Here is a 20,115-nt window from a genome sequence, read left to right as displayed (position 1 = left end):
GTAGTCGTGCAGCTCGTTGCGCATGGGACGGATGACGTACTGCACGGGGAAGCGCACGTACTGGAGGTTGCGGTCCGAGGCGATGTGCACGTGCTCGAGGTGGTGCATCAGCGAGCCGCCGCCGTACCAGGGCATGTTCACGGACCGGTCGACCACGTTGTCGCCCAGCAGGGCAGACATCGGGATCGCGGTGAGGTCGGGCACGTCGAGCTTGGCCGCGAACTCGGTGAACTCGGCGTAGATCTCGTTGAAGCGCTCCTCGGACCAGCCCACCAGGTCCATCTTGTTGACCGCGAGGACGATGTGGGGCACGCGCAGCAGCGACGACAGGGTCGCGTGGCGACGCGACTGCTCCGTCATGCCCTTGCGGGCGTCCACGAGGATGATCGCGAGGTCGGCCGTGGAGGCACCCGTGACCATGTTGCGGGTGTACTGCTGGTGGCCGGGCGTGTCCGCGATGATGAACTTGCGCTTCGGGGTCGCGAAGTAGCGGTACGCGACATCGATGGTGATGCCCTGCTCACGCTCGGCACGCAGACCATCGGTCAGCAGCGCCAGGTCCGTGTACTCGGTGCCGCGGGCCTTCGAGGCGGCCTCGACCGCGTCGAGCTGGTCCTCGAAGATCGACTTGCTGTCGTACAGCAGACGGCCGATGAGGGTGGACTTGCCGTCGTCGACCGACCCTGCGGTCGCGAAACGGAGAAGATCCATCAGAAGTACCCTTCCTTCTTGCGGTCCTCCATCGCGGCCTCCGACACCCGGTCGTCGCCGCGCGTGGCACCGCGCTCGGTCAGTCGCGTCGCAGCGGTCTCCGCGATGATCTTGTCTACGGTGTCCGCGTCGGACAGCACCGCCGCGGTCAGCGTCGCGTCGCCCACCGTGCGGTAGCGCACGGTGCGCCGCTCGATCATCTCGCCCTCACGGGGCTGGCAGAACTCGTTGGCAGCCATCCACATGCCGTCACGGTGGAACACGTCACGCTCGTGGGCCATGTAGATCGACGGCACCTCGATGCCGCGGGAGTTGATGTAGTCCCAGATGTCCAGCTCGGTCCAGTTCGACAGCGGGAACACACGGATCGACTCGCCCTGGTGGACACGACCGTTGTACAGGCTCCACAGCTCGGGACGCTGGTTGCGCGGATCCCACTGGCCGAAGTCGTCACGGAAGGAGAACACGCGCTCCTTGGCGCGGGCCTTCTCCTCGTCGCGACGCGCACCACCCATGCAGGCGTCGAACTTGTTCTTCTCGATGGTGTCCAGCAGCACCGGCGTCTGGATGCGGTTGCGCGAGCCGTTGGGCTCCTCCCGCACGAACCCACGCTCGATCGCGTCGGGCACCGAGCCCACCACCAGGTTCAGGTCGTACTGCTCGACCACACGGTCGCGGTAGTCGATGACCTCGGGGAAGTTGTGGCCCGTGTCGACATGCATCAGCGGCATCGGCAGCCGCGCCGGCGCGAACGCCTTGAGCGCGATGTGCAGCAGCACGATCGAGTCCTTGCCGCCCGAGAACAGCAGCGCCGGACGCTCCATCTGCGCGACAACCTCGCGCACGATATGAATGGCCTCAGCCTCCAGCGCATCCAGCTGGCTGAACGAGGTAGCCGTCATCAAGAATCTCCGTCGGTGTAGTCCGAGATCGCCGCGAGGATCCGCGGCGCCAGCACCGGCCGGCACACGATGAGGTCCGGCAGGTAGGGATCACCGCTGTTGTAGACGAGCGGGGAACCGTCGATCCGAGAGGTGTGGAGCCCCGCCGCGCGGGCCAGGGCGACCGGTGCGGCCGAGTCCCACTCGTACTGGCCGCCCGCGTGGACGTACGCGTCGACCTGCCCGCGCACCACGGCGGCGATCTTCACGCCGGCCGATCCCATGGGCAGCAGCTCGGCGTCCAGGGAGGCGCGCACCGGCTCGGTGACGGCCGGCGGGCGCGAGCGCGACACGGCCAGGCGCAGCGGCGAGCCCTCGGCGGGCTCGGGTGCCGCGGCGACGTCCGCGGAGCTCAGCACGAGGTCCTCGCCGGGGATGCCCACGACACCCAGCGCGAGTTCGCCCGCGATCCACAGCGCGATGTGCACGGCCCAGTCGGCGCGGCCCTCGGAGAACTCGCGGGTGCCGTCCAGCGGGTCGATGATCCACACACGCTCCGCGCTCAGGCGCGCCGCGGAGTCCTTCGCCTCCTCGGACAGCACCGCGTCGTCGGGGCGGTGCTCGGCCAGCAGCGCGGCCAGCACGGACTGCGCCGCGGCGTCGCCGGCGTTGCCCAGCTCCTTGCCCGCCAGGCCAGACTCGCGCCGCACCCGCAGCAGCTCCTCGCCCGCGGCCCGCGCAAGATTCTCGCCGATGCGCACATCATCGATCGACTTCAAAACCGCCCCCAGTAGTCCTTTTGAATCGTTCCAAGCCCCAATCGTGGGACCCGCCTAATTGTCGTTCATGGGAGTCTCGCCGTATGCCTGAAGCAATCGGCGCCTTTGTATGGCAGGGTTGTTTTCGCTGAGATGATCGGACCACGTCTGAATGTTCCTTCGGCGGCTCTCATACGATTTCGACGTAGCAATGACGAGTTCAGCGATCTCCACTTCGGTTCGCCGCTGATAAGATTCAGGCATTCCCTCAAGTGCGGGAATCTGCCGCGCGACCACTGGCACGCCATTCGCGTTCGCCTCGAGGATCGCGATTGGAAAACCTTCCCACCCTGCCGTATGAAGGTATACGGTCGACTTCTTCAGTGCTACGACAGCCCGAGAGTTCGGCATCCATCCGGTAACCTCTACGGCTGAACTTGCGGCGATATCGCATGTTCGTGAATCGAGCTCACCTCCGATCCACTGAAAAGTTGCGTCGATGCTTCGGCGCTGGCAGATCCGTGCGACCGAGCAGAAGAACTCAAACCCCTTCTGCGGCGAGATGCGGCCCATGCCGGACACCACGAGCCCTGTGTTGATTTCTGGGGTATGGCCGCCGTTCCGTTCCGCCGTCGCCGGAGGCAGCGTGTTGGGCACATATAGCGCCGGACGAGCGGCATTCAGACGGTTTGCGAGCCCGACCTCTCGCTCTGAGCAGGCAGCGACGACTGTCGTGTTACGCGCGAGTACCCACTCGGCGACCACTGCTAGCTTTTTCGCTAGCCAATGCAGGTCTTCGCGTTCGAATGAGTAGCAATGTGGTGTATAGACAATACGACGTTTGCTCCTCGCGCGGCTCACGAGACGCGCATAGGCGCCACCAAGGCTTGAGTGCGCGTGTATGACGTCCGGCTGCAATTGCCTGATCGCATTCCTCGTAGCCCGCAGTTGGGCAACGCGGCCCTTGGGCAATTGGACGAAATCGACGTTCTGATTGCCAAAGATATCGTAGGCACCTGAGTATCCACGATCGCCGACTAGGAGTGAATGCGACAATTCGGGCGTCGAGCGCACGTAGTCCGCTACGGCCTGGGCGACACCGCTTGCGAAACTCTCGACTACATGCAGGACTCTCAATCGGGCGCCAGGCGGCGCACCCCCAGTCTCGCGGTCGGTGAGGCTCTCCGATTCGTTGGTGCTTGTGGTCACCAGAGGCGGCCTTCCCGCCAAGCTGCTACTGAAGGCCACTTGTGGGTCTCAACATTGTAATCCGAAGCCAGACGCTCTGCGTCATCCGCGAGGAATTGCATCCCGCTACGTGGGATCTGGCGCATAACGTCTCCGAATGTCTCGCCATCGAAGGACGTCACGTTGTGTCTCGCAAGCCGCGCCTGGATGGCTCGCCGTGCCGCCTGTGACACGACTACCGACTTGAAAATGCGGCGTGCGGGGCGCGCGAAATCCGCGTCGAATATCGCTCGTGCGACCAACCTACTACGAGTATCGTGCCCGACGTTCTCACGGACGCCCACCGCGTACTCGCCTTCGTCGCGCTCTCCAACGCCACTAAAGCGGACTACTTGTTCGTAGATCTCGCGGCCGGCAACTTCATCGGCAAACAGATCTTCGTATCGCACCACTAGGAGGCGTGAAAAGAGAGGAGCGAACCGCGATACATGCTTATGGTACCGGCTTCGGTCCAAGTAATTGTTGTGTTCCGACGATGCGTCGCCGCGCTCAAGCTGCGCAATTTCACGTTCAATGGCAGCCGAGAAAGGCAGACTTTCTTGCCCGCGCCTCACGGACATCCGGTATTGAGAATGTGCTCTCTCCACCGGGTCGCGCACCAAAACTATGATTGGAATGTCGCCGGCATCCTGTCTGAGGCGCTCTGCTGCACCCGCGTGCGTCAGGTAGTCGGGTTCGACTTCGCCCCGCGTGGCTCCGACCGGGCCAGCGAACTGCTGCACGTACCAGTCTGACCCCTTCGCATGGACCTCGGGGGCTGAGAAGAAGCGAGTCTCCTTCTGGACCGGCATACTCACGTCAGGTCGACTCGCGAGCCACCGATGGAGCGTGGTCGTGCCAGCCTTCTGGGCGCCGACGACCGCAAAATCGATCAGGGGCCTGCGTGCCGGTGGCAGAGATTCCATGTCGTTTCTTCCCAACTCGTGCGAAACGCGCGAGCCTCTACCCCGGCTCGCGGCGGCACGTATCTTACAGGCCGCGCGCGTGCCGATCGGACGGCCCCGGCCGAACCTGCAGTACCCATGACTGGTAGTCGACACCGCTCGGTGCTCCGGTCGCGGACAGTCCGAGGTATCTTTCCGGTCCCATGCATGACGTGAGTGCCGACGCGCGAATATGTGTGACGAATCGCGCTTAGCCAGCGTTACGATCGCACGCGAGTCGTGCGGCTATGTAAGGCCGAACTCAATGAGCATTCATTGGAGGATGGGGATTATGAATATTGCTGTTGCTCGTGACTGGGCGTGGGCTCGTATGTCCGATCTCGAAATGGCGTCAATCCATGCCGTATGCAAGTTGCCGATTCATGCTGCTCGAAAGGCTATCTTGCGTCTCTGGGGTGCCAAGATCGGCCCAGGCGTCACGATCTACCATGGCCTAGAAGTTCGTGCCGCGAGGAAGCTGACTATTGGCGCGAATACTTCTGTCGGCAACGACGCAATTCTTGATGCGCGCGGCGGTATCGCGATTGGTGCAAACGTGAATCTGTCGACGGCAGTGCACATTTGGAGCGGTCAGCACGATTGGAGGTCAAGCGACTTCGAGTACTCTTCGGCGCCCGTCCGAGTTGGCGATCGCGTTTGGCTAAGCGCGCGTAGCACTGTCCTGCCGGGCGTAGATATTGGCAACGGTGTCGTACTAGCTGCGCACGCAGTGGCGAGCAGGGATTTGCCCGAGTTCACAGTGTGTGCCGGGGTGCCAGCCGCTCCGATCGTGGAGCGTCCTCGACAAGCGCAGCAGTGCCTTCCCAGCGCGAAAAGCAAAGCTTGGTGGTGGTGACCACCGACGAGCAACGGGCAAGGCCACGACTCGGCGGAATTGCGGCAGGCCTGCGAAGGCCACTGACCGCCGGGGCCCTTCAGCGCTCTTCGCGTTCAAGAGCCTTAAGCCTCCGCCGACCTCGAGTGGGGGCCTGGCCCTGTGGCGGGTACGGCTCCGGAAGCCGAGCACTGAGCAGCTTAGGTGTTCGAGGCGGCGGTTGATGGCCTCGGTCGGGCCGTTCGATTCTCTGGGGCGGTCGAAGCGCACCAGGGCGTAGTGGACCCTGATGTTGAGGGCGGGACCCGGTGACCAAGGACGCTCGGTGGCGAGGGGTACTCTCTTAGCGTGAATCTGGGGGATGCGAACGTTGCGGCGCGCTTGGAAGGCCGCATGAATGGTCCGAGAGGCTGGGCTCGGAAGTATGAAGTGCGGCTTGCTCTTAGCGATGCTTTCGTAGTGACGCTTGTGATGGTTGGCGCGCACGCAGCTAGGTTTGGCTGGGACCTGATCTACGCAGTGGCTGGTCCCAGCGGTCCGGCGTATTGGCGAGTAACGGCGGCTATCGGTTTGCTGTGGTGGACTTCCCTCACACTCACGCGTTCGAGGGAGGCCCGCATCCTTGGTCACGGTACTCAAGAGTTCCAGCGCGTCGTGGCTGCTAGTTGGTGGGCTTTTGCCACCATTGCGATCCTTGGCTTCGTGCTCCAGTGGAACATTAGTCGCGGCTACCTACTCGTGGCGCTTCCAGTAGGGACACTGGTCTTGCTCGTCTATCGCCTTGTTTGGCGTGCCTGGATACACTCCCAGAGGGACGAGGGAGCGTTGACCGCACGGGTGCTCGTAGTGGGTCCGCTCCGGACGAGCGAGCAGATGATCCGTCGCCTCCGACAGAACCCGCGCGCTGGGTATAGCGTTGTCGGAGTTTGCGTCCCCGCAGGCGCGGACTCGAAGCTGTCCACCGATCTCGTGGACGTGCCGGTCTTTGGTGCCATCAAAGACTCCGTAGAGACAGCGAGGAAAGTGGGTGCGGAGTTCCTGCTGCTCTCCGGCACGGACGCCATCTCCCTTCGCGAAGCTCGCCGCATTGGCTGGCAACTGGAGGGGACCGGCGTCGGACTGATTGTCGCTCCCGCAATGGTCGACGTGGCGGGGCCCCGTGTGCAGTTCTCGCCTGTGCAGGGCTTGCCGCTCCTTCACGTCGATGGCGCGACCTTCTCCGGAGCGAAGTACTGGTTCAAAGAGTCATTCGACAAAATCACGGCTGTGATTCTACTTACGCTACTAGCTGTGCCAATGGCTGCTGTCGGGATCCTCGTGCGAATCACAAGCCCCGGGCCCATCATCTTCCGCCAAGAACGGATCGGAAAGGACGGTGCGCCGTTCGCGATGCTCAAGTTCCGCTCAATGGTGCCCGATGCTGAATATCGAGTCGGCGAAGTGATGGGGGGAGACGTGCGGCCATTCTACAAGCGCAAAGACGATCCGCGCATTACTCCTTTCGGGCGATTTATGCGGCGGTATTCGATAGACGAGTTGCCACAAGTCCTGAACGTCATAAAGGGCGACATGTCAATTGTCGGTCCGCGCCCTCAGGTTGCGGCAGAGGTAGAACATTACGGCGACATAGAGCACCGACGCCTGCTTGTCAAGCCCGGAATGACCGGGCTGTGGCAGGTTTCGGGTAGATCATCGCTCTCACCGGAAGACGCGATCAGGCTGGATGCCTACTACGCGGAAAATTGGAGTCTTGGCGGCGATCTCGTGATCCTACTTAAGACAGTCGAGGCGGTGATAGGCAGAAATGGTGCGTATTAGGACCAGTGAATTTGCGCCTGAGCCAATCCAGGACCGCTCTGCACACGTGAAACTAATCGAGTCAAAACGATCCGCCGCGCTGCTTAACAGGCTGCGTGACGCTACGAACCAACGTACGGACCCTGAAGAACAGGCTCGTTGCTCTCTTTCGTGCGAACGCATCGCAGCTCCACACGGAAAGTGCGCCACTAGCAGCACGATCGCTACCTACCTCTGCACACTTGCGACATCCGAGCGCTTCGCGGGCTTGCCACACGACGCGGTGACGATGACGAATCTTCACGCAAGGCCGCCGCAAGTTCCCATGGCCGCGGGTGACGACCGAAGAGCACCCCGCGTGCGCCATTCGAAGGCGTCGCGTACGCACGTTCATCCCAGGCACATGGAGACCTCCGATCGGCTATGCGAAGGGTGGCTGTTGTGACTACGGTTGTCATTGTCTGTCCGACGGCCAGGGGCGGGCACATTGAACACGCCGCTGATATCGCTGCGGTTCTCGAGCGCAATTCCGAAGCCAGGGTAGTCGTCTTATCGCGGCCAGGCGCCGCAGATTATCTCGCGTCACTGGGGCGAGGCGATTTGATCGTCGACGAGATCTTGCCCGACCTCTCGCCGATTGGCGGAATACGGGGAAAGCTTCGAAATGCTCTCGGCCTGTTTGTCGAGGCGCACCGGCTGAGGCATGCGGTACGCGATTTGCAGCCTGCAGTCGTGGTTGCAGAAGAGCCGCGATACGCGTTTCGCGGTGAACTCGGCGGTAGCCGTCGAGATGTTCGATTGGTAACCTTCGTGCACAATGCCCGTCCACACGCGGGCGACTCCGAACACGTGGTTCGTTGGGCTAAGTCTTGGCTCATGCGCAGAACCATCTCGATGAGCGATGCAATCGTCGTGCACGGCATGCGCCAAGCGAAGATCGTTGCTCACGAATACGATGTCGAGCCTATCGCGGTAAGCCTGCCCAATCAGTCGGTAGCTGATAATCCGCCACCCGCTCCGAACCCCAGCCTCGTCGCCGGCCGTGAGGAGCGAGACGCGTTTCTCTGCCTTGGCGAGATTAGGACCAACAAGGGCATCGAGTTAGCGATCAGAGCGGCCAGAGCAAGTGAGTTACCGCTTCGAATCGTGGGCAAGGCGCCGGAGCGGGCGTACCTTGACAAGCTCATGGAATTGGCGTCTGGTGCGACTCACATTGAGATCATTCCGAACTTCCTTTCTCCAGATGATTTTCAGCGCGAGCTCACCGGCTGTCGGGCAGTCTTGCTGCCTTATGCGCAATTCGATGCACACAGCGGGGTATTGGCGCGAGCAATGGCGGCGGGAATCGCTGTGTTGGCGGCCGACTTGCCAGCTCTTGTCGAGCAGACGGGCGAGTATGGCCGTATTGCGTTCTTTAGGGCGGGTGACAGCCAAGACCTGTCGAGGCTCATGACGGACTTTCTCCAGCCCGGGACTCTCAGCGGTGAGTCCCCTCGACCTGGAAATCCCTCGCCGCCAGCGCAACCATGGGAGGCAATCGTTGGCGCGATCTTGGGCAACTAAACGGTCGCGCTCGGGCGCGTCTTTCGTGGGCCGCCCGGCTAGGAGCCTCGCTCGCCGTACTGCGCTAATAGCTGTACTTGTGTTATCGTATTTCCCGTTCCTTGGAATTGATATTGGGTCAAATACGACAATACCCGCTTCAGCCTTGGCCGCCCTGGCGTTGATACCGGCTGTTTTGCAGCACCGCAAATTGGTGCTCCTGACAGTCGCCATGGTGCTTGTGGTTCTTCTCGCAAGCGCCACCGCGACTGTAGCTAGCGGTGCAACTACGAACGCGCAGGGGATCGCCACGTACTTTGTCTACGTGTTCCCTGTGATCGCGATATCGGCAACTGTAGGGACCGACGCACGATTGATCCACCGGGTCATTCGGGCCGGCATGCTCTTCCTTCCGGTATACGCAAGCATTCAACTTTACTTTCTCACAAATCAGAGGCGCCTGCTCTTCGAGTCGTACTACGAGGCGCAGGGTTATGCCGATGTAGTTTCGCGTATCGATGTCATATCGGATTATGTTAGGCGTCCATTTGCATTCTTTCCGGAAGCGTCAGTGCTTGCCGCGGTTCTCGCACTGTCGGGAGTGGCTGCCCATCTATTGAAGCGGCTTCTTGGAGAACGTGAGCGGCTCGTGGACTGGGTTGCGTATGTACTTTCGGTTTGGTCGATCGTTGCCTCAGGGTCGGGGAGTGCCGTGATCGCCGTTGGGTTAGTGACGCTCCTATTGTCGTGGACTCGACTCCGCGGCGTAACTCGCGTGTTGCTTCTTGCGCTCTCTGGACTCGTGACGTATTGGATAAGCGTCCATGTGATCGCTGAACGCGGAATTGGCGTTCAGAACCAGTCGTGGACTGACCGCGCTGCTTCAATTATCGGCGCGGGGCGGTACGTGGTGTCAAGCTTGCAGCTATTTATAGGCGGTGTGGGTAGGGGAAATTCGTCCCAACTATTCCGGAATGGGGATGTGCCGCTCACGGGGTTTGATGTGTCGGATAGCGTGAGCGATGTTTACTCGGTGCTCATGCGCTGGGTTATGGAGATGGGTCTCGGTGGAATCGTCCTTTCGGCCGGGCTGTGCGTCATTACTTATCGAGGTGCGGCGATGGTATTGAGTCGCGCTGAAGCTGCAATTGCGACGTCTGTCTGGTTGCTATCCGTTGGTGTAACGACGTCGTATGAATCATTGACTTGGGATTGGTTCCTGCCTGGCCTGTGCTTGGGCATTGCGCTCACCACAGATCAAATAGGCGCCGGAACTTCAAGCGAAAGGAGTCAGCGGAATGCAAATACGAGTAATGCACGTGATCAACGATTTGGAAACGGGCGGCGCTCAAACGCTGGTCGAAGCCCTTTCCGCACGGCACGGGCGTGATGTCGAGGTGCACGTGGTGTGCCTCAAGCATCGTGGTGCACTAAGCGCGCGGGTCGAATCCGTTGCGACATCGGTGACCTACCTAAGAATGGGTCGAACGCCTTTCTCGATGTTGCGTGCGGCGGCGGCGATTCATGGGCTTACCAAGCGTCTCGAAATTGACGTGGTCCATTCCCATCTGATCCACTCCGATTTGTTGGCGGCCATTGCGGTGCCACAGGCCACTGCAATCGTATCCACCGTTCACTCAAGCGGCGTCTCAACAACGGATCCATTCCTTACAAGACTTCTCAATCGCCTTGCCGGCCTCACATTTGCTCGACGATTCGATTCGATCGTGGCTTGCAGCGTGTCTGCACGGGAGTACATGAAGGTCTCAAGGTATCCAGCGGCGCGTACGACGACCATTCTCAATGGTGTGCCGATCCCGCCGCGGTCGGCCATCGCGCACAAGGAACCGGGTCGGCTCACCATGCTCTCACTCGCGCGTTGGCACCCGATGAAGGATCACGCGACCCTATTTGAAGCAGTAGCGCGGATCATGGAAATTGACTGCGGTTACCGCGCCTCCCTAATTTGCGCGGGCCACGGCATGGACACGGACAACGAGGAGCTGCTTTGCCTGCTGGAGACGACGGGCGCCGCCGGAGTGGTGAGCCTTCGCGGGTCAGTTACCGATGTGCGGGAGCTGTTGAATGAGGCTGATGTAGTAGTTCTCTCGAGCGCATACGGCGAAGCGCTCCCGATGGCGGGCATCGAAGCTCTCGCTGCGGGTGTGCCGTTCATTTGCACGGACGTTGGCGACTCGCGGCGTATCGTCGTGGATCAGTCGCACTGTGTACCGACGAATGACCCCGAGGCGCTCTCACGTGCGCTCCTCTCAATTGCCGATCTTGACGAGGATGAGTACGCAGCTACTGCGGCACTCGCGGTTCGCAAGGCGCGCAATATGTATTCAATTGAACGCGCAGCGCTCGAGTACGAGGGAGTCTATCGGCGCCTGGTGGGGGAGCGGTAGATTCAGCGGTGCTGGCGGTCATGCGCGCGAGTGCATCTATGATGTCGAGCGCGACTGGTGGTGCGTGCGGTGGTCGACGAGCGCGGCCGAGTCGACGCCGACGCGCTCTGGCCGATGGCTTTCGTCTCCTGAGGGGTACGTGCTGCACGATGTTTGGATCGGGCAGCACGTTGGCGGCTTGCAGCTTGCGGTTCGTGGGCGCGAGGTATCGGAGGGCGCAAACTAGGCGCTTCGGTGTCGTTGCGCTTGTTTATGCTATTCAGGTCTCACCCGTAGGTTCATGTCGCGCTGCGACGCCACAGATTGCATCGGTGATGCTTGACATCGGGGTATTTGTTGGTCGCGATCTTTTGGAGGGCAAGTCTTGAGGGTTTCTGCGTGGATCGTCAACTACAATTCCTGTGACTTGGTGGAGGCTTGCATTAGATCGCTGAGGAATAATGGCGTAACGGACGCGGTGGTCGTTGATAATTCCGAAAGTACTGAAGAAGTAGCTCGACTGCAACAACTGAATTCGCGAGACTTTCCGATCGAGGTCTTTTCGTCAGGAGGAAACTTGGGGTACGGTGCAGCTCTGAATTCAATCGGGCGCCGTGTTGCCATGGCGCCGAACGACGTTGTCTGCATCCTTAATCCCGATACGCGGTCGCACTCCGGCAGTGTGCATTCGATCGTGGAGGCGCTGAAAGCGGGCACTTGCGATATTGTGTCCCCTCACATTGTCGGCGGCTCAATGAGTCAACCGACATCGTGGTTCTCGGGGGGGCGGTTCAATCCGGTGTCGTGTAGCGCCTCACATGTCGACTTCGGTCGCGAGATCGATCTGCTGGGAGAGGTTGGCATTCGCGAATCTCAGTTTCTTTCTGGCGCTGCAATGCTAATGGCTCGCTCAACGTGGGATCGTCTCGGCGGGTTTGACGAGAGCTACTTCATGTATTGGGAAGACGTCGAGTTGTCACTGCGTGCCCGGCGCCTTGGAATGCGTCTTGCTGTTTCTGATAAATGGTATTTGTGGCATGAAGAGGGTGGCACTGGAGCTCGTGAGCCATTGCGAGGCGCGCCATACTATCGGTTCATGAGCGAGAATCGAGTACGGTTGGCGCATAGCCTGGGCATCAGTTCGTGGCGTCTCGTTGTGGGCTCGGGCGCTCGTGAAACTCTGCGGCTCGTATTCGCACCTATTCGAAATCGTGAACCACGCAGCGCGCACAAAGCGTTGACCGCTCTTGCCGGAACGCTTCGGGGCATCGCTCGTGGCTAGCGAGTCTCCATTGCGCTCTCAGGCGTCGCGTCGTGCCGTGTTTCAGGCGTGCGGCGTGGTCTGGGAGTACGGTCGGTCTGCGATCACGGGAATCTCCACACGCCTCAGTGGTCCGGGTGCCGTTGCACTTGCTGGCCTGTCGGCGTCAGCAATCGGACTGGTCGCTTCGCCGGTCCAGGCACGCGCGCTTGGTCCTGAGGACCGAGGAGCTGTCGCAGCAGTTGCGGCAGCAACGATTATTGTGCCGATCCTGCTGTCGTTTGGCGCTCCGCTAGAGCTGAGGAATCGAGCTGCGAGCGAAGATCCGGCGCCGTTGGTGAGGGCGGCCCGTCTTGCAAGTTTCGCTTCACTTGTGCCCGCCGCGGCTGTGACGCTCATATTGTGGCTTACCTTCTTCAGCGGCTTATCGCATAGCACGAAGCTTGCCGCCGCGATGGCTGTGGCGGCAAGTCCGGTGGCGATTGCGGTAACGATGCGCACTTCTGTGCTCATGGCCCGGGAGCGCTTTGGTGCGGTCTTCGCCATCCGTCTGGTTGCGCCAGTTAGCATGTTGGCGGGTTTGCTCATATTGCTAGTACGCGATGCTGCTTCGGCGTTCAGCGTAATTCTGCTGATTCCTGGATCCCAGGCAATAGCGCTTGTTGTCGCGCTTGCGTGTTTCAGAGTTGGCATCCGTGGCCCGCGCTCTGCGATCTGGCCCATCTACCGGGCGAGTAGCGGGTTTGCTGGCGCGCGCGTAGGTGAAATCGCCCTCGCTCAGTTGCCTGCGATGATCGCCTTGCCGTGGGCTTCGAGTGCAGATGCTGGCATATATTCGGTCGCGGCAACGATTCTCGCAATGCCAATTGCCATTGGAACTGCGCTGGGGGCTGCGCATCATCCTCGGATTGCGCGCGACGTGGCGACGCAGGGCCTCAATGCGCGCTATGCCGACGCGGTACGCCAGGCCATCGCGCTCGGGCTGATTGTCACAATTCTGTTGCTGGCAATCGTGCCGTGGGCTGTACCATTGGTCTTCGGGCCCGAATTTGCGTCGGCCGTCGGGCCCGCGGCACTTCTATCGGTGGCGGCGATGCCGCTTACCGCAAATACCGCGCTTACTGCGTTTCTAGGTGCTCGGCGCCAGGGACGTGCGATGACCGTGTCGTATTTGGCTGGTGTTGCCGTGTTGGCATCGGCGTGGTTGTTACCAGTGGATTTCCGGAATGCATTGACGCTCGCGGGCGCTGTGGCAGCATCTCAACTTGTAGTGTGCGTGGTGATGCTCGTGGCCCACGGCGACTGGCGGGGCATTGCGCCCCGACGGCAAGACTATCGCGAGTCGCTGGTCGCACTCGCAGGGCGCCAGTAGTTCGTGTGGATTCCTTCGGGTTGGCTTCGATTGCCAGTGTGACGTGGCGGGGACCCATTGCGAAGCCCGGCAGGACCGCTGACATCTTGCGGCAGCTATTAACGGCTCTTCACAGATGAGGCTGTAGTTGCGGCCTGAAGCCGCCTGCCTCGAGTAGCGACCGGGCGATGTAGTGGGTGAGGTTCCTGAAACCCAGCGCCGAGCCGCGGAGGTGCTCGAGTCGCCCATTGATGGCCTCGGTGGGGCCGTTGGACGTGCCGGGTCGGTCGAAGAACGCGAGGATGTCGTGGGCCCGGTTGTTCAGGGTCCTGCCGAGGCGGCGGAGCTCGACGAGGGCGGCGGGCACGCCGGTGCGCAAGGACTCGATGAGCGCCGCGAAGTCGGCCCGCGCGACGGCGCGGTCGGGGTTGCGATACGCGGTGATCATCCGCTGGTACACGCTCCAAGTGATCTCGACCTCAGCATGGTCGTCGGCGTCGAAGAGGGCATCGAGCCGATCCCACTGGCGGTTCAGTGAGCAGTTCGAGTCCGGTGTGCAGGACGCGGCGGGACATGTACAGCGGGTCGCCGGCGCGGCCGCGGTGGCCGTGGATGGCTTGTTGGATGCGGCGTCGGCACTGGTCGAGGGCGTCGCCGGCGAGCTTCACGACGTGGAACGGATCCATCACCGCCGTCGCGGTCGGCAGCTCTTCGGCGGCGGCGGTCTTGAATCCGGCAAAGCCATCCATGGCGACGACCTCGATCGCGTCCGCCCAGGACTTCGCCCGTTCCGACAGCCACGTCTTGAACACGGCCTTCGACCTGCCAGGGATCATGTCGAGCAGACGTGCCGGGCCGACCCTGTCGCGTACAGGGGTGAGGTCGATGATGACGGTGACGTACTTGTCGCCGAACCTGGAGTGCCGCCACACGTGCTCGTCGACGCCGATCACGGCGACGCCCTCGAACCGGGTCGGGTCGTTGATCAGCTGGCGGTGCCCTTCGGTCAGGACGGCATCGTTGGCGGTGTTCCATGCGACGCCGAGCCCTGCCGCGATCCGCGACACGCTGAGGTGGTCCACGACGAGAGCGCGAAGCGCCCACGCGAGTCCGCCGCGGGACACCTTCGCCCGAGGTTCCGCCGCGGCACGCAGGTCGTCGAGCCAGAACCGGTCGCACGGGTCGCACCGGTACCGGCGGACCCGCACCAGCAGTGTCGTAGGGCGACAGCCGAAGGGCTCATGGGCGAGGTAGCGCGACTGCGTGCCCAGCGAGCGAGCACGATCACCGCACCCGTGGCAGACGTCGTCGGTCACGGCGACGCGGCACTCGAGCACCGCCCGGTCGGCGTCGATCCGCTGCCCGGTGACGGTCAGGCCGAGGACGTCGAGGTTGCAAAAGGTCGTGAGGTCGGGCGCGCCGAAGGTAGCGTTGAGCAAGTCGAGGTCTTTCAGATGGGCAGTGTGAGAACTTCCATCCTGGGGGACCTCGACCCCTACCCCCGACCACTCACCCGCGGGACAGCGCTACAGCCTCATCTGTGAAGAGCCCTATTAACCCGAGATCGCGGATCCCTGAGTCGTGCTTGAAGAGTCCTCGCTGGGCCTAGAATTGCGCGGAATGCCATGGAAGGGCGACGGCTCAGATGAACCTCTCGGAGTACACGCAGGTCGTTCGTGCGCATTGGGCCGCGATCGTGCTCATTACGGCGCTAGGTGCCGCGGCCGCATTCGCCTACACGCTGACGCAGCCAAGTGTCTACACTGCCACAGGCTCCGCGATTATCACGACTGGTCCCAGCGAAGACTTAGGTAGCGCGCTTGTCGGCGATAACTACGCCAAGTCGCGCGTCAAGAGCTACCTCGACATCGCCAAATCCCGCAAGGTCGCCGAGTACGCGATCGAGGGCCTCGGCATTGACGCGAGCCCCGATGCGCTCGTCGCGAGCGTGACGGTCTCCAACCCCCTTGACACCGCCGTCCTCCGCGTCTCGGCGAACGGCTCCAGCCCGGACGAGGCACGCGACCTCGTCGAGGCCTGGATTGCAGGTATGACCACGGCTGTTGCCGACATCGAGAACGAGGGCTCCACCGACTTGTCCACGCCGTCCGTCGTCGGCCTTCAGACCCTTGACAGCGCGGTCCTCCCGGGCGCGCCCTCGAGCCCGAACGTCAAGCTCGACGTCGCGCTGGGCCTGCTCGTCGGCCTCGCGCTCGGCATCGGCTACGCGCTCATCAAGTCCACCCTCGACCGCCGCCTGCGCAAGCCCGAGGACGTCGAGCGCGAGTTCGACCTCCCCGTCCTCGGCGCCCTGCCCTTCGATCCGGCCATCGCCAAGAGCGGCGTCGCGATGGCGAAGTCCGACTTCGCCATGACCGAGGCGATCCGCCAGGTCCGCACCAATCTCCAGTTCATGGACGTCGACAATCCGCCGCGCGTCATCGTCGTCACGTCCTCGCTGCCGGGCGACGGCAAGTCCACCACCGCGATCAAGCTCGCCGACGCCGTCGCCGAGTCCGGCCGCGACGTGGTCCTCATCGACGCCGACCTCCGCCGCCCCTCCGTCGCCAAGAACCTCGGCCTCATCGAGGGCGCCGGCCTCACCGACGTCCTGGTCGGCCGCGCCCGCGCCCAGGACGTCCTCCAGCCCTACGGCGACACCGACCACTTCTACGTCCTCGCCGCCGGCGCCATCCCGCCCAACCCCTCCGAGCTGCTCGCCTCCGACGCGATGCACAAGCTCCTCTACAGCTTCCCCAAGGACGCGCTCGTCCTCATCGACACCCCGCCGCTCGTGCCGGTGACCGATGCGGCGGTCCTCACCGCGCGCACCGACGGCGCCCTCGTGGTCGCCGCCTCGGGCCGCACCACCATCGACGTGCTCGACCGTGCCCTCCAGAACCTCGACCGCGTCAACGGCCGCGCGCTCGGCATCATCATCGACGGCATGCCGCGCAAGGGCGCCTACAAGGATGCCTATGCGTACGAATACGAGTACTCGAGCGACGCCGGCCGCGAGGTTCGCAGCGAGGCGCGTCGCGCATCGTCCGCCCGCACGGCGGCGGCGCCGAAGGAGACGGCTGGGGCGCTCAGCTGGGACGAGATCGTCGGCTCGGACGAGTCGCCCGAGCCCGCCGAGCACCGCAAGGCCTGACGTGCCCTGGGAGTCGGGCGTCGCGTTCCGCGTGCTGCTGGTCGACGCCACCAACACCGGCCGCTCCGTCGCGGGCGAGCGGCTGCTGCGCAAGCACCTGTGGGCGCGCGGCGTGGGGCCCGACCGGATCCGCATCACCTCCGCCGGGCTCAACGCCGAGGACGGCGCCCGCATGCAGGACCTCACCCGCGACATGATCGAGCGGCACGGCGGCAGCGCCCAGGGCTTCCGCGCGCGCTCGCTCAGCGACGCGATGGTCGACGTCACCGACCTTTTCCTGGTCGGCACCGGCGTCGAGCGCGACGAGCTCATCCGCCGCCACCCGCGCGCCCGCGGCCGGTCCTTCACCCTGGCCGAGTTCGCACCTCTCTATGCGGCGCTCGACCGCGCCGCGCCGCTGCACGAGCACCCCGCCATCCTCGAGCGGGGTCGCCTCGACGCCGACCTCGCGGACGACTGGGAGCTGCCCGCCTGGGAGGACCTCGAGGAGCGCGCCGTCGCGGTCGGCATCCGGATCGACGACGCCGCCATCCGGCTCGCCGACACCTGGGCGGCCATGTCGCCCGTCCCCAGCGAGCCCGCGCGCTCCCGAGCCGAGCCGTCGCACACCTGCGTGGTCGACGCGTTCGGCGTGAGGGTCGGCATCCACGTGGACGGAGCGCTCGGCGCCGAGCTCAACGCCGCCGGCCGGCGCGCGTGGAGTCGCTGCGACGTCGAGCGCGGCACCGCCGACGTCACGGTCGACGTGGTGGTCGACCCCGATCCCGAGGTCCTCGCCGCCGCTCGCACGCGCGGCGCGCTGGCCTACCCGGACGTCGAGACCGCCCTGCACTTCCTCTCGAGCGCCGTCACCGTGCGCGCGATCGACCAGCGGGTCGGCTCGCTGGTCATGCTCCACGCGGCGGGGCTCGCGTCGCCCAGCGGCGACGTCGTCGGCTTCATCGCTCCCTCGGGCACGGGCAAGACGACTCTGTCGCGCACCCTCGGCGCCCACTACGGCTACGTCACCGACGAGACGCTCGCGGTCGACGTGGGCCGCACCGTGTTGCCGTACCCCAAGCCGCTGTCCGTGATCGAGGGCGGCAAGCCGACCAAGGAGCAGTGGGGGCCGGAGTCGCTCGACCTCATGCCCGTGCCGCCCGGACGGCTGCGCCTGGTGCGGCTCGCGCTCGTCGAGCGTGACCCCTCCGTCGGCGAGACGCCCGTGGTCGAGGAGCTGCCGCTGCTCCACGGCCTCGCCGTCCTCGCCGAGCAGGTGTCCTACCTGTCGCGCCTGCCGCAGAAGCTCCACGCGCTCGCGGACCTGGTCGAGTCCGTCGGCGGGCTGGTGCGGATCCGCTACCGCGAGGCGCGCGACCTCCTGCCGCTGATGCCCGCACTGTTGGGGGAGGGATGATGGAGGACGCATACCGGCTGGCGGACGATGCACGTGTCCGGTCCGCGTGGGACGACGCCCTCGAGCGCGGGGGAGAGATGCTCGTGCTCGCCGGCAACGACGTGTCGCTGCTGTCGCCCGTCGCGACCGAGGCTGTCCTTGCCGCGCGCCAGGGGATCACGGTCGCCTCGCTCGGCGATCACCTGGTCCGGGAGTTCGGGGAGCCGGCAGATGGCGACATCGGCGCGATGGTGCGCGTGCTGATCGACGCGCTGATCGGCCGCGGCGTGCTGTCGGTCGAGGCCGGGCCGTGACCGACGCGGCGCTGCCCATCGACGCGGCGGTGCCGCTGGCGCACGCACTCGCGGTCGATGTGGCGCGCCGGACGGGGGTGCGGGCGCTGATCATCAAGGGGCCGACCGCCGCCGCGCATTGCCTGCGGCCCGAGCGCGTGAGCGCGGACGTGGATGTGTGGGTCGAGCCCGTGGGCCTCGATGCCTACCTCGCGGCGCTGGAGGACTGCGGCTGGGCCGAGCGGCCCTACGGCGGCGGCTTCGGGCCGAAGGCCGAGCACTCGGTGACGGTGATCCATCCGCAGTGGCCGTGCGACATCGATGTCCACCACCTGTTCCCCGGGTTCCTAGCTCCCACCGCCGACGTGTTCGACGCGCTTTGGGCGCGCCGGGAGCAACTCGCGTTGGCTGGGGTCGAGGTGGACATGGTCGACCGGAGCTCGGCGATCCTCATCGCCGCGCTGCACGCGCTGCGGACCCCTGCCCAGACTCCTCGTCACGCCCAGGAGATCCGGCGGCTGGCTGCCGAGGTGCTGCCGGCTCTCGACCATCAGCAGCGCGCGGACCTGGTGCTGCTCGCGACGGCGACGGGCGCGATCGACACCGCTCGTCCGGTGCTCGAGCAGCTCGGGGTGCCGCTTGCCGCCGTCACCCCGCACGGCGAGAGCGCCGCGCTCGACGCCTGGCGCGCGCGCGTGGGCGGTCGTGGCGCCATCGTCGCACAGTGGATCCCGCTGCTGGTTGCCGCGCGGTGGTACGAGCGGCCCACGATGCTCGCACGCATGATCTGGCCGACCGAGCGGCAGTTCCGCGCCATTCATCCCGAGACGCCACCCGGCTCTGCTGCTGCGCTACGCGGACGCTGGTCGCGCATCGGCAGGGGCCTGCGCACCGTTCCACGTGCGCTCAGGGGGCGCGCGCTCGCCCGCAGAGGGATCACCGATGCCTCCATCCTGACGGAAGAGGCGAGATGACCGCGATCCTGGCGCGCGCATCGTCCCTCGCGGAGGTGGTGCGGGACGGCCGCGCGTTCGTGCTCAACCTCGCGCGTCTCGAGCAGCAGCAGGTGCCGCGCTCCTTCGAGGGGCCAGCGTTCGAGATCTGGAGCGGCATCGACGGCACGCGGACCGAGGATGAGCTGGTTGGTGAGCTCGCGGAAAGCTATGGCGCTCCGGTCGCACGGATCGCCGAGGATGTGCGCGTGCTCGTGGAGGAGCTGCGCGCGCTGGGGCTCGTCGCGCCGGCGCAGAGCGGCTGACGCTTGGCGGTGCGCAAGGGTCTTTCCAAATCGCGCGGCGCCCGCTAACCTGCCCGCAGGTCTGTGAGTCACTGGGGGGTCTCTCATGGGGGCAAGGCGCCGCCGTTCGTACGTGCCGATGGCGCACCGCAACTGGCTCGTGCGCGACCACGGCGGGATGCCGGGATGGGCGATCATCGTCGCCGTCGCGATCCTGGTGGCGATGCTCGGGTACGCGGCGATCCACGGGTCGTGACCGTGATTTCGGCGGAATGCTGCGCGTTTCCTCTCTAGCCGCGGGCCCATCGAGCCGTTATGGTTTCCGAGAGCAACTCGTTGAGGGACGAGTCGACGACCGCTGA

At 64.2% G+C, this 20,115-nt stretch carries 17 protein-coding genes and 2 pseudogenes; 12 read left to right on the top strand and 7 right to left on the bottom strand.

Annotation, left to right across the window (positions count from 1 at the left end; genetic code table 11):
- The 5 genes from AOM04_RS03400 to AOM04_RS14445 all read right to left on the bottom strand — a co-directional run.
- Positions 1-711: sulfate adenylyltransferase subunit 1 (locus AOM04_RS03400; RefSeq protein WP_156160586.1), on the bottom strand; the 711-nt coding region annotated here is incomplete at its 3' end.
- Positions 711-1,613, bottom strand: coding sequence for a sulfate adenylyltransferase subunit CysD (cysD, locus tag AOM04_RS03395; protein WP_062462203.1), 903 nt, complete (start codon positions 1,611-1,613; stop codon positions 711-713). The genes cysD and AOM04_RS03400, both read right to left, overlap by 1 nt.
- A complete protein-coding gene (locus tag AOM04_RS03390) occupies positions 1,613-2,371 on the bottom strand; it encodes a 3'(2'),5'-bisphosphate nucleotidase CysQ (protein WP_228373597.1) in 759 nt (252 codons plus the stop codon). Before AOM04_RS03390 ends, cysD begins: the two co-directional genes overlap by 1 nt.
- A gap of 54 nt (positions 2,372-2,425) precedes the next feature.
- A complete protein-coding gene (locus AOM04_RS14240; RefSeq protein ID WP_169816405.1) occupies positions 2,426-3,559 on the bottom strand; it encodes a glycosyltransferase in 1,134 nt (377 codons plus the stop codon).
- A complete protein-coding gene (locus AOM04_RS14445) occupies positions 3,556-4,503 on the bottom strand; it encodes a sulfotransferase family protein (RefSeq protein ID WP_156160585.1) in 948 nt (315 codons plus the stop codon). The genes AOM04_RS14240 and AOM04_RS14445 overlap by 4 nt, the downstream gene beginning before the upstream one ends.
- Before the next feature lie 211 nt (positions 4,504-4,714).
- On the opposite strand from AOM04_RS14445, the gene AOM04_RS15075 reads away from it, so the two are divergent.
- The gene (locus tag AOM04_RS15075) at positions 4,715-5,377 is read left to right on the top strand and encodes an acyltransferase (protein WP_082104332.1); all 663 of its coding nucleotides are present in this window, start codon (positions 4,715-4,717) and stop codon (positions 5,375-5,377) included.
- 111 nt (positions 5,378-5,488) lie between these two features.
- Here the strand turns inward: AOM04_RS15075 and AOM04_RS14940 are convergent.
- A pseudogene (locus AOM04_RS14940) lies at positions 5,489-5,662 on the bottom strand (ISL3 family transposase); the annotation flags it as partial.
- Positions 5,663-5,749: 87 nt separating this feature from the next.
- Here AOM04_RS14940 and AOM04_RS03385 point away from each other — a divergent pair.
- From AOM04_RS03385 to AOM04_RS14215, 5 genes are all read left to right on the top strand, one after another.
- Positions 5,750-7,174 carry a sugar transferase gene (locus AOM04_RS03385; protein ID WP_082104331.1) on the top strand — a complete coding sequence of 475 codons (1,425 nt, stop codon included), beginning with the start codon at positions 5,750-5,752 and terminating at the stop codon, positions 7,172-7,174.
- A 420-nt stretch (positions 7,175-7,594) separates the two neighbouring features.
- The gene (locus AOM04_RS14230) at positions 7,595-8,716 is read left to right on the top strand and encodes a glycosyltransferase (RefSeq protein WP_169816403.1); all 1,122 of its coding nucleotides are present in this window, start codon (positions 7,595-7,597) and stop codon (positions 8,714-8,716) included.
- A gap of 1,292 nt (positions 8,717-10,008) precedes the next feature.
- A complete protein-coding gene (locus AOM04_RS14225; protein WP_169816402.1) occupies positions 10,009-11,103 on the top strand; it encodes a glycosyltransferase in 1,095 nt (364 codons plus the stop codon).
- A 364-nt stretch (positions 11,104-11,467) separates the two neighbouring features.
- A complete protein-coding gene (locus AOM04_RS14220; protein WP_228373596.1) occupies positions 11,468-12,364 on the top strand; it encodes a glycosyltransferase in 897 nt (298 codons plus the stop codon).
- Positions 12,357-13,715 (top strand): lipopolysaccharide biosynthesis protein, encoded by a 1,359-nt coding sequence (locus tag AOM04_RS14215; RefSeq protein ID WP_369401309.1) that lies wholly within the window; start codon positions 12,357-12,359, stop codon positions 13,713-13,715. Before AOM04_RS14220 ends, AOM04_RS14215 begins: the two co-directional genes overlap by 8 nt.
- Positions 13,716-13,824: 109 nt before the next feature.
- On the opposite strand, the pseudogene AOM04_RS03370 reads toward AOM04_RS14215, so the two are convergent.
- Positions 13,825-15,133 (bottom strand): annotated as a pseudogene (locus tag AOM04_RS03370) (ISL3 family transposase).
- Positions 15,134-15,339: 206 nt separating this feature from the next.
- On the opposite strand from AOM04_RS03370, the gene AOM04_RS03360 reads away from it, so the two are divergent.
- The 6 genes from AOM04_RS03360 to AOM04_RS14435 all read left to right on the top strand — a co-directional run bounded on the left by AOM04_RS03360 (position 15,340) and on the right by AOM04_RS14435 (position 20,009).
- Positions 15,340-16,848 (top strand): tyrosine-protein kinase domain-containing protein, encoded by a 1,509-nt coding sequence (locus tag AOM04_RS03360; RefSeq protein ID WP_082104326.1) that lies wholly within the window; start codon positions 15,340-15,342, stop codon positions 16,846-16,848.
- A 1-nt stretch (position 16,849) separates the two neighbouring features.
- Positions 16,850-18,244 (top strand): arsenate reductase/protein-tyrosine-phosphatase family protein, encoded by a 1,395-nt coding sequence (locus tag AOM04_RS03355; protein ID WP_062462185.1) that lies wholly within the window; start codon positions 16,850-16,852, stop codon positions 18,242-18,244.
- A complete protein-coding gene (locus AOM04_RS14765; RefSeq protein ID WP_062462183.1) occupies positions 18,244-18,537 on the top strand; it encodes a hypothetical protein in 294 nt (97 codons plus the stop codon). Before AOM04_RS03355 ends, AOM04_RS14765 begins: the two co-directional genes overlap by 1 nt.
- The gene (locus tag AOM04_RS03345; protein WP_062462180.1) at positions 18,534-19,490 is read left to right on the top strand and encodes a nucleotidyltransferase family protein; all 957 of its coding nucleotides are present in this window, start codon (positions 18,534-18,536) and stop codon (positions 19,488-19,490) included. The genes AOM04_RS14765 and AOM04_RS03345 overlap by 4 nt, the downstream gene beginning before the upstream one ends.
- Positions 19,487-19,774, top strand: coding sequence for a PqqD family protein (locus AOM04_RS03340; protein ID WP_062462177.1), 288 nt, complete (start codon positions 19,487-19,489; stop codon positions 19,772-19,774). The genes AOM04_RS03345 and AOM04_RS03340 overlap by 4 nt, the downstream gene beginning before the upstream one ends.
- A gap of 85 nt (positions 19,775-19,859) precedes the next feature.
- Entirely contained in the window at positions 19,860-20,009 is a 150-nt protein-coding gene (locus AOM04_RS14435) for a hypothetical protein (RefSeq protein ID WP_156160581.1), read from the top strand.
- Positions 20,010-20,115 lie beyond the last annotated feature (106 nt).

The organism is Demequina soli, from assembly GCF_000971195.1.
Taxonomy (GTDB): Bacteria; Actinomycetota; Actinomycetes; order Actinomycetales; family Demequinaceae; genus Demequina; species Demequina soli.
This window is presented reverse-complemented; position numbering and strand designations above follow the sequence as displayed.

Coding starts and splice junctions, on each gene's coding strand:
- AOM04_RS03340 (WP_062462177.1), top strand. CDS start 19,487: ATGACCGCGATCCTGGCGCGCGCATCGTCCCTCGCGGAGGTGGTGCGG.
- AOM04_RS14225 (WP_169816402.1), top strand. CDS start 10,009: ATGCACGTGATCAACGATTTGGAAACGGGCGGCGCTCAAACGCTGGTC.
- AOM04_RS14765 (WP_062462183.1), top strand. CDS start 18,244: ATGGAGGACGCATACCGGCTGGCGGACGATGCACGTGTCCGGTCCGCG.
- AOM04_RS03360 (WP_082104326.1), top strand. CDS start 15,340: ATGAACCTCTCGGAGTACACGCAGGTCGTTCGTGCGCATTGGGCCGCG.
- AOM04_RS03385 (WP_082104331.1), top strand. CDS start 5,750: ATGAATGGTCCGAGAGGCTGGGCTCGGAAGTATGAAGTGCGGCTTGCT.
- AOM04_RS14435 (WP_156160581.1), top strand. CDS start 19,860: ATGGGGGCAAGGCGCCGCCGTTCGTACGTGCCGATGGCGCACCGCAAC.
- cysD (WP_062462203.1), bottom strand. CDS start 1,613: ATGACGGCTACCTCGTTCAGCCAGCTGGATGCGCTGGAGGCTGAGGCC.
- AOM04_RS15075 (WP_082104332.1), top strand. CDS start 4,715: ATGTGTGACGAATCGCGCTTAGCCAGCGTTACGATCGCACGCGAGTCG.
- AOM04_RS14445 (WP_156160585.1), bottom strand. CDS start 4,503: ATGGAATCTCTGCCACCGGCACGCAGGCCCCTGATCGATTTTGCGGTC.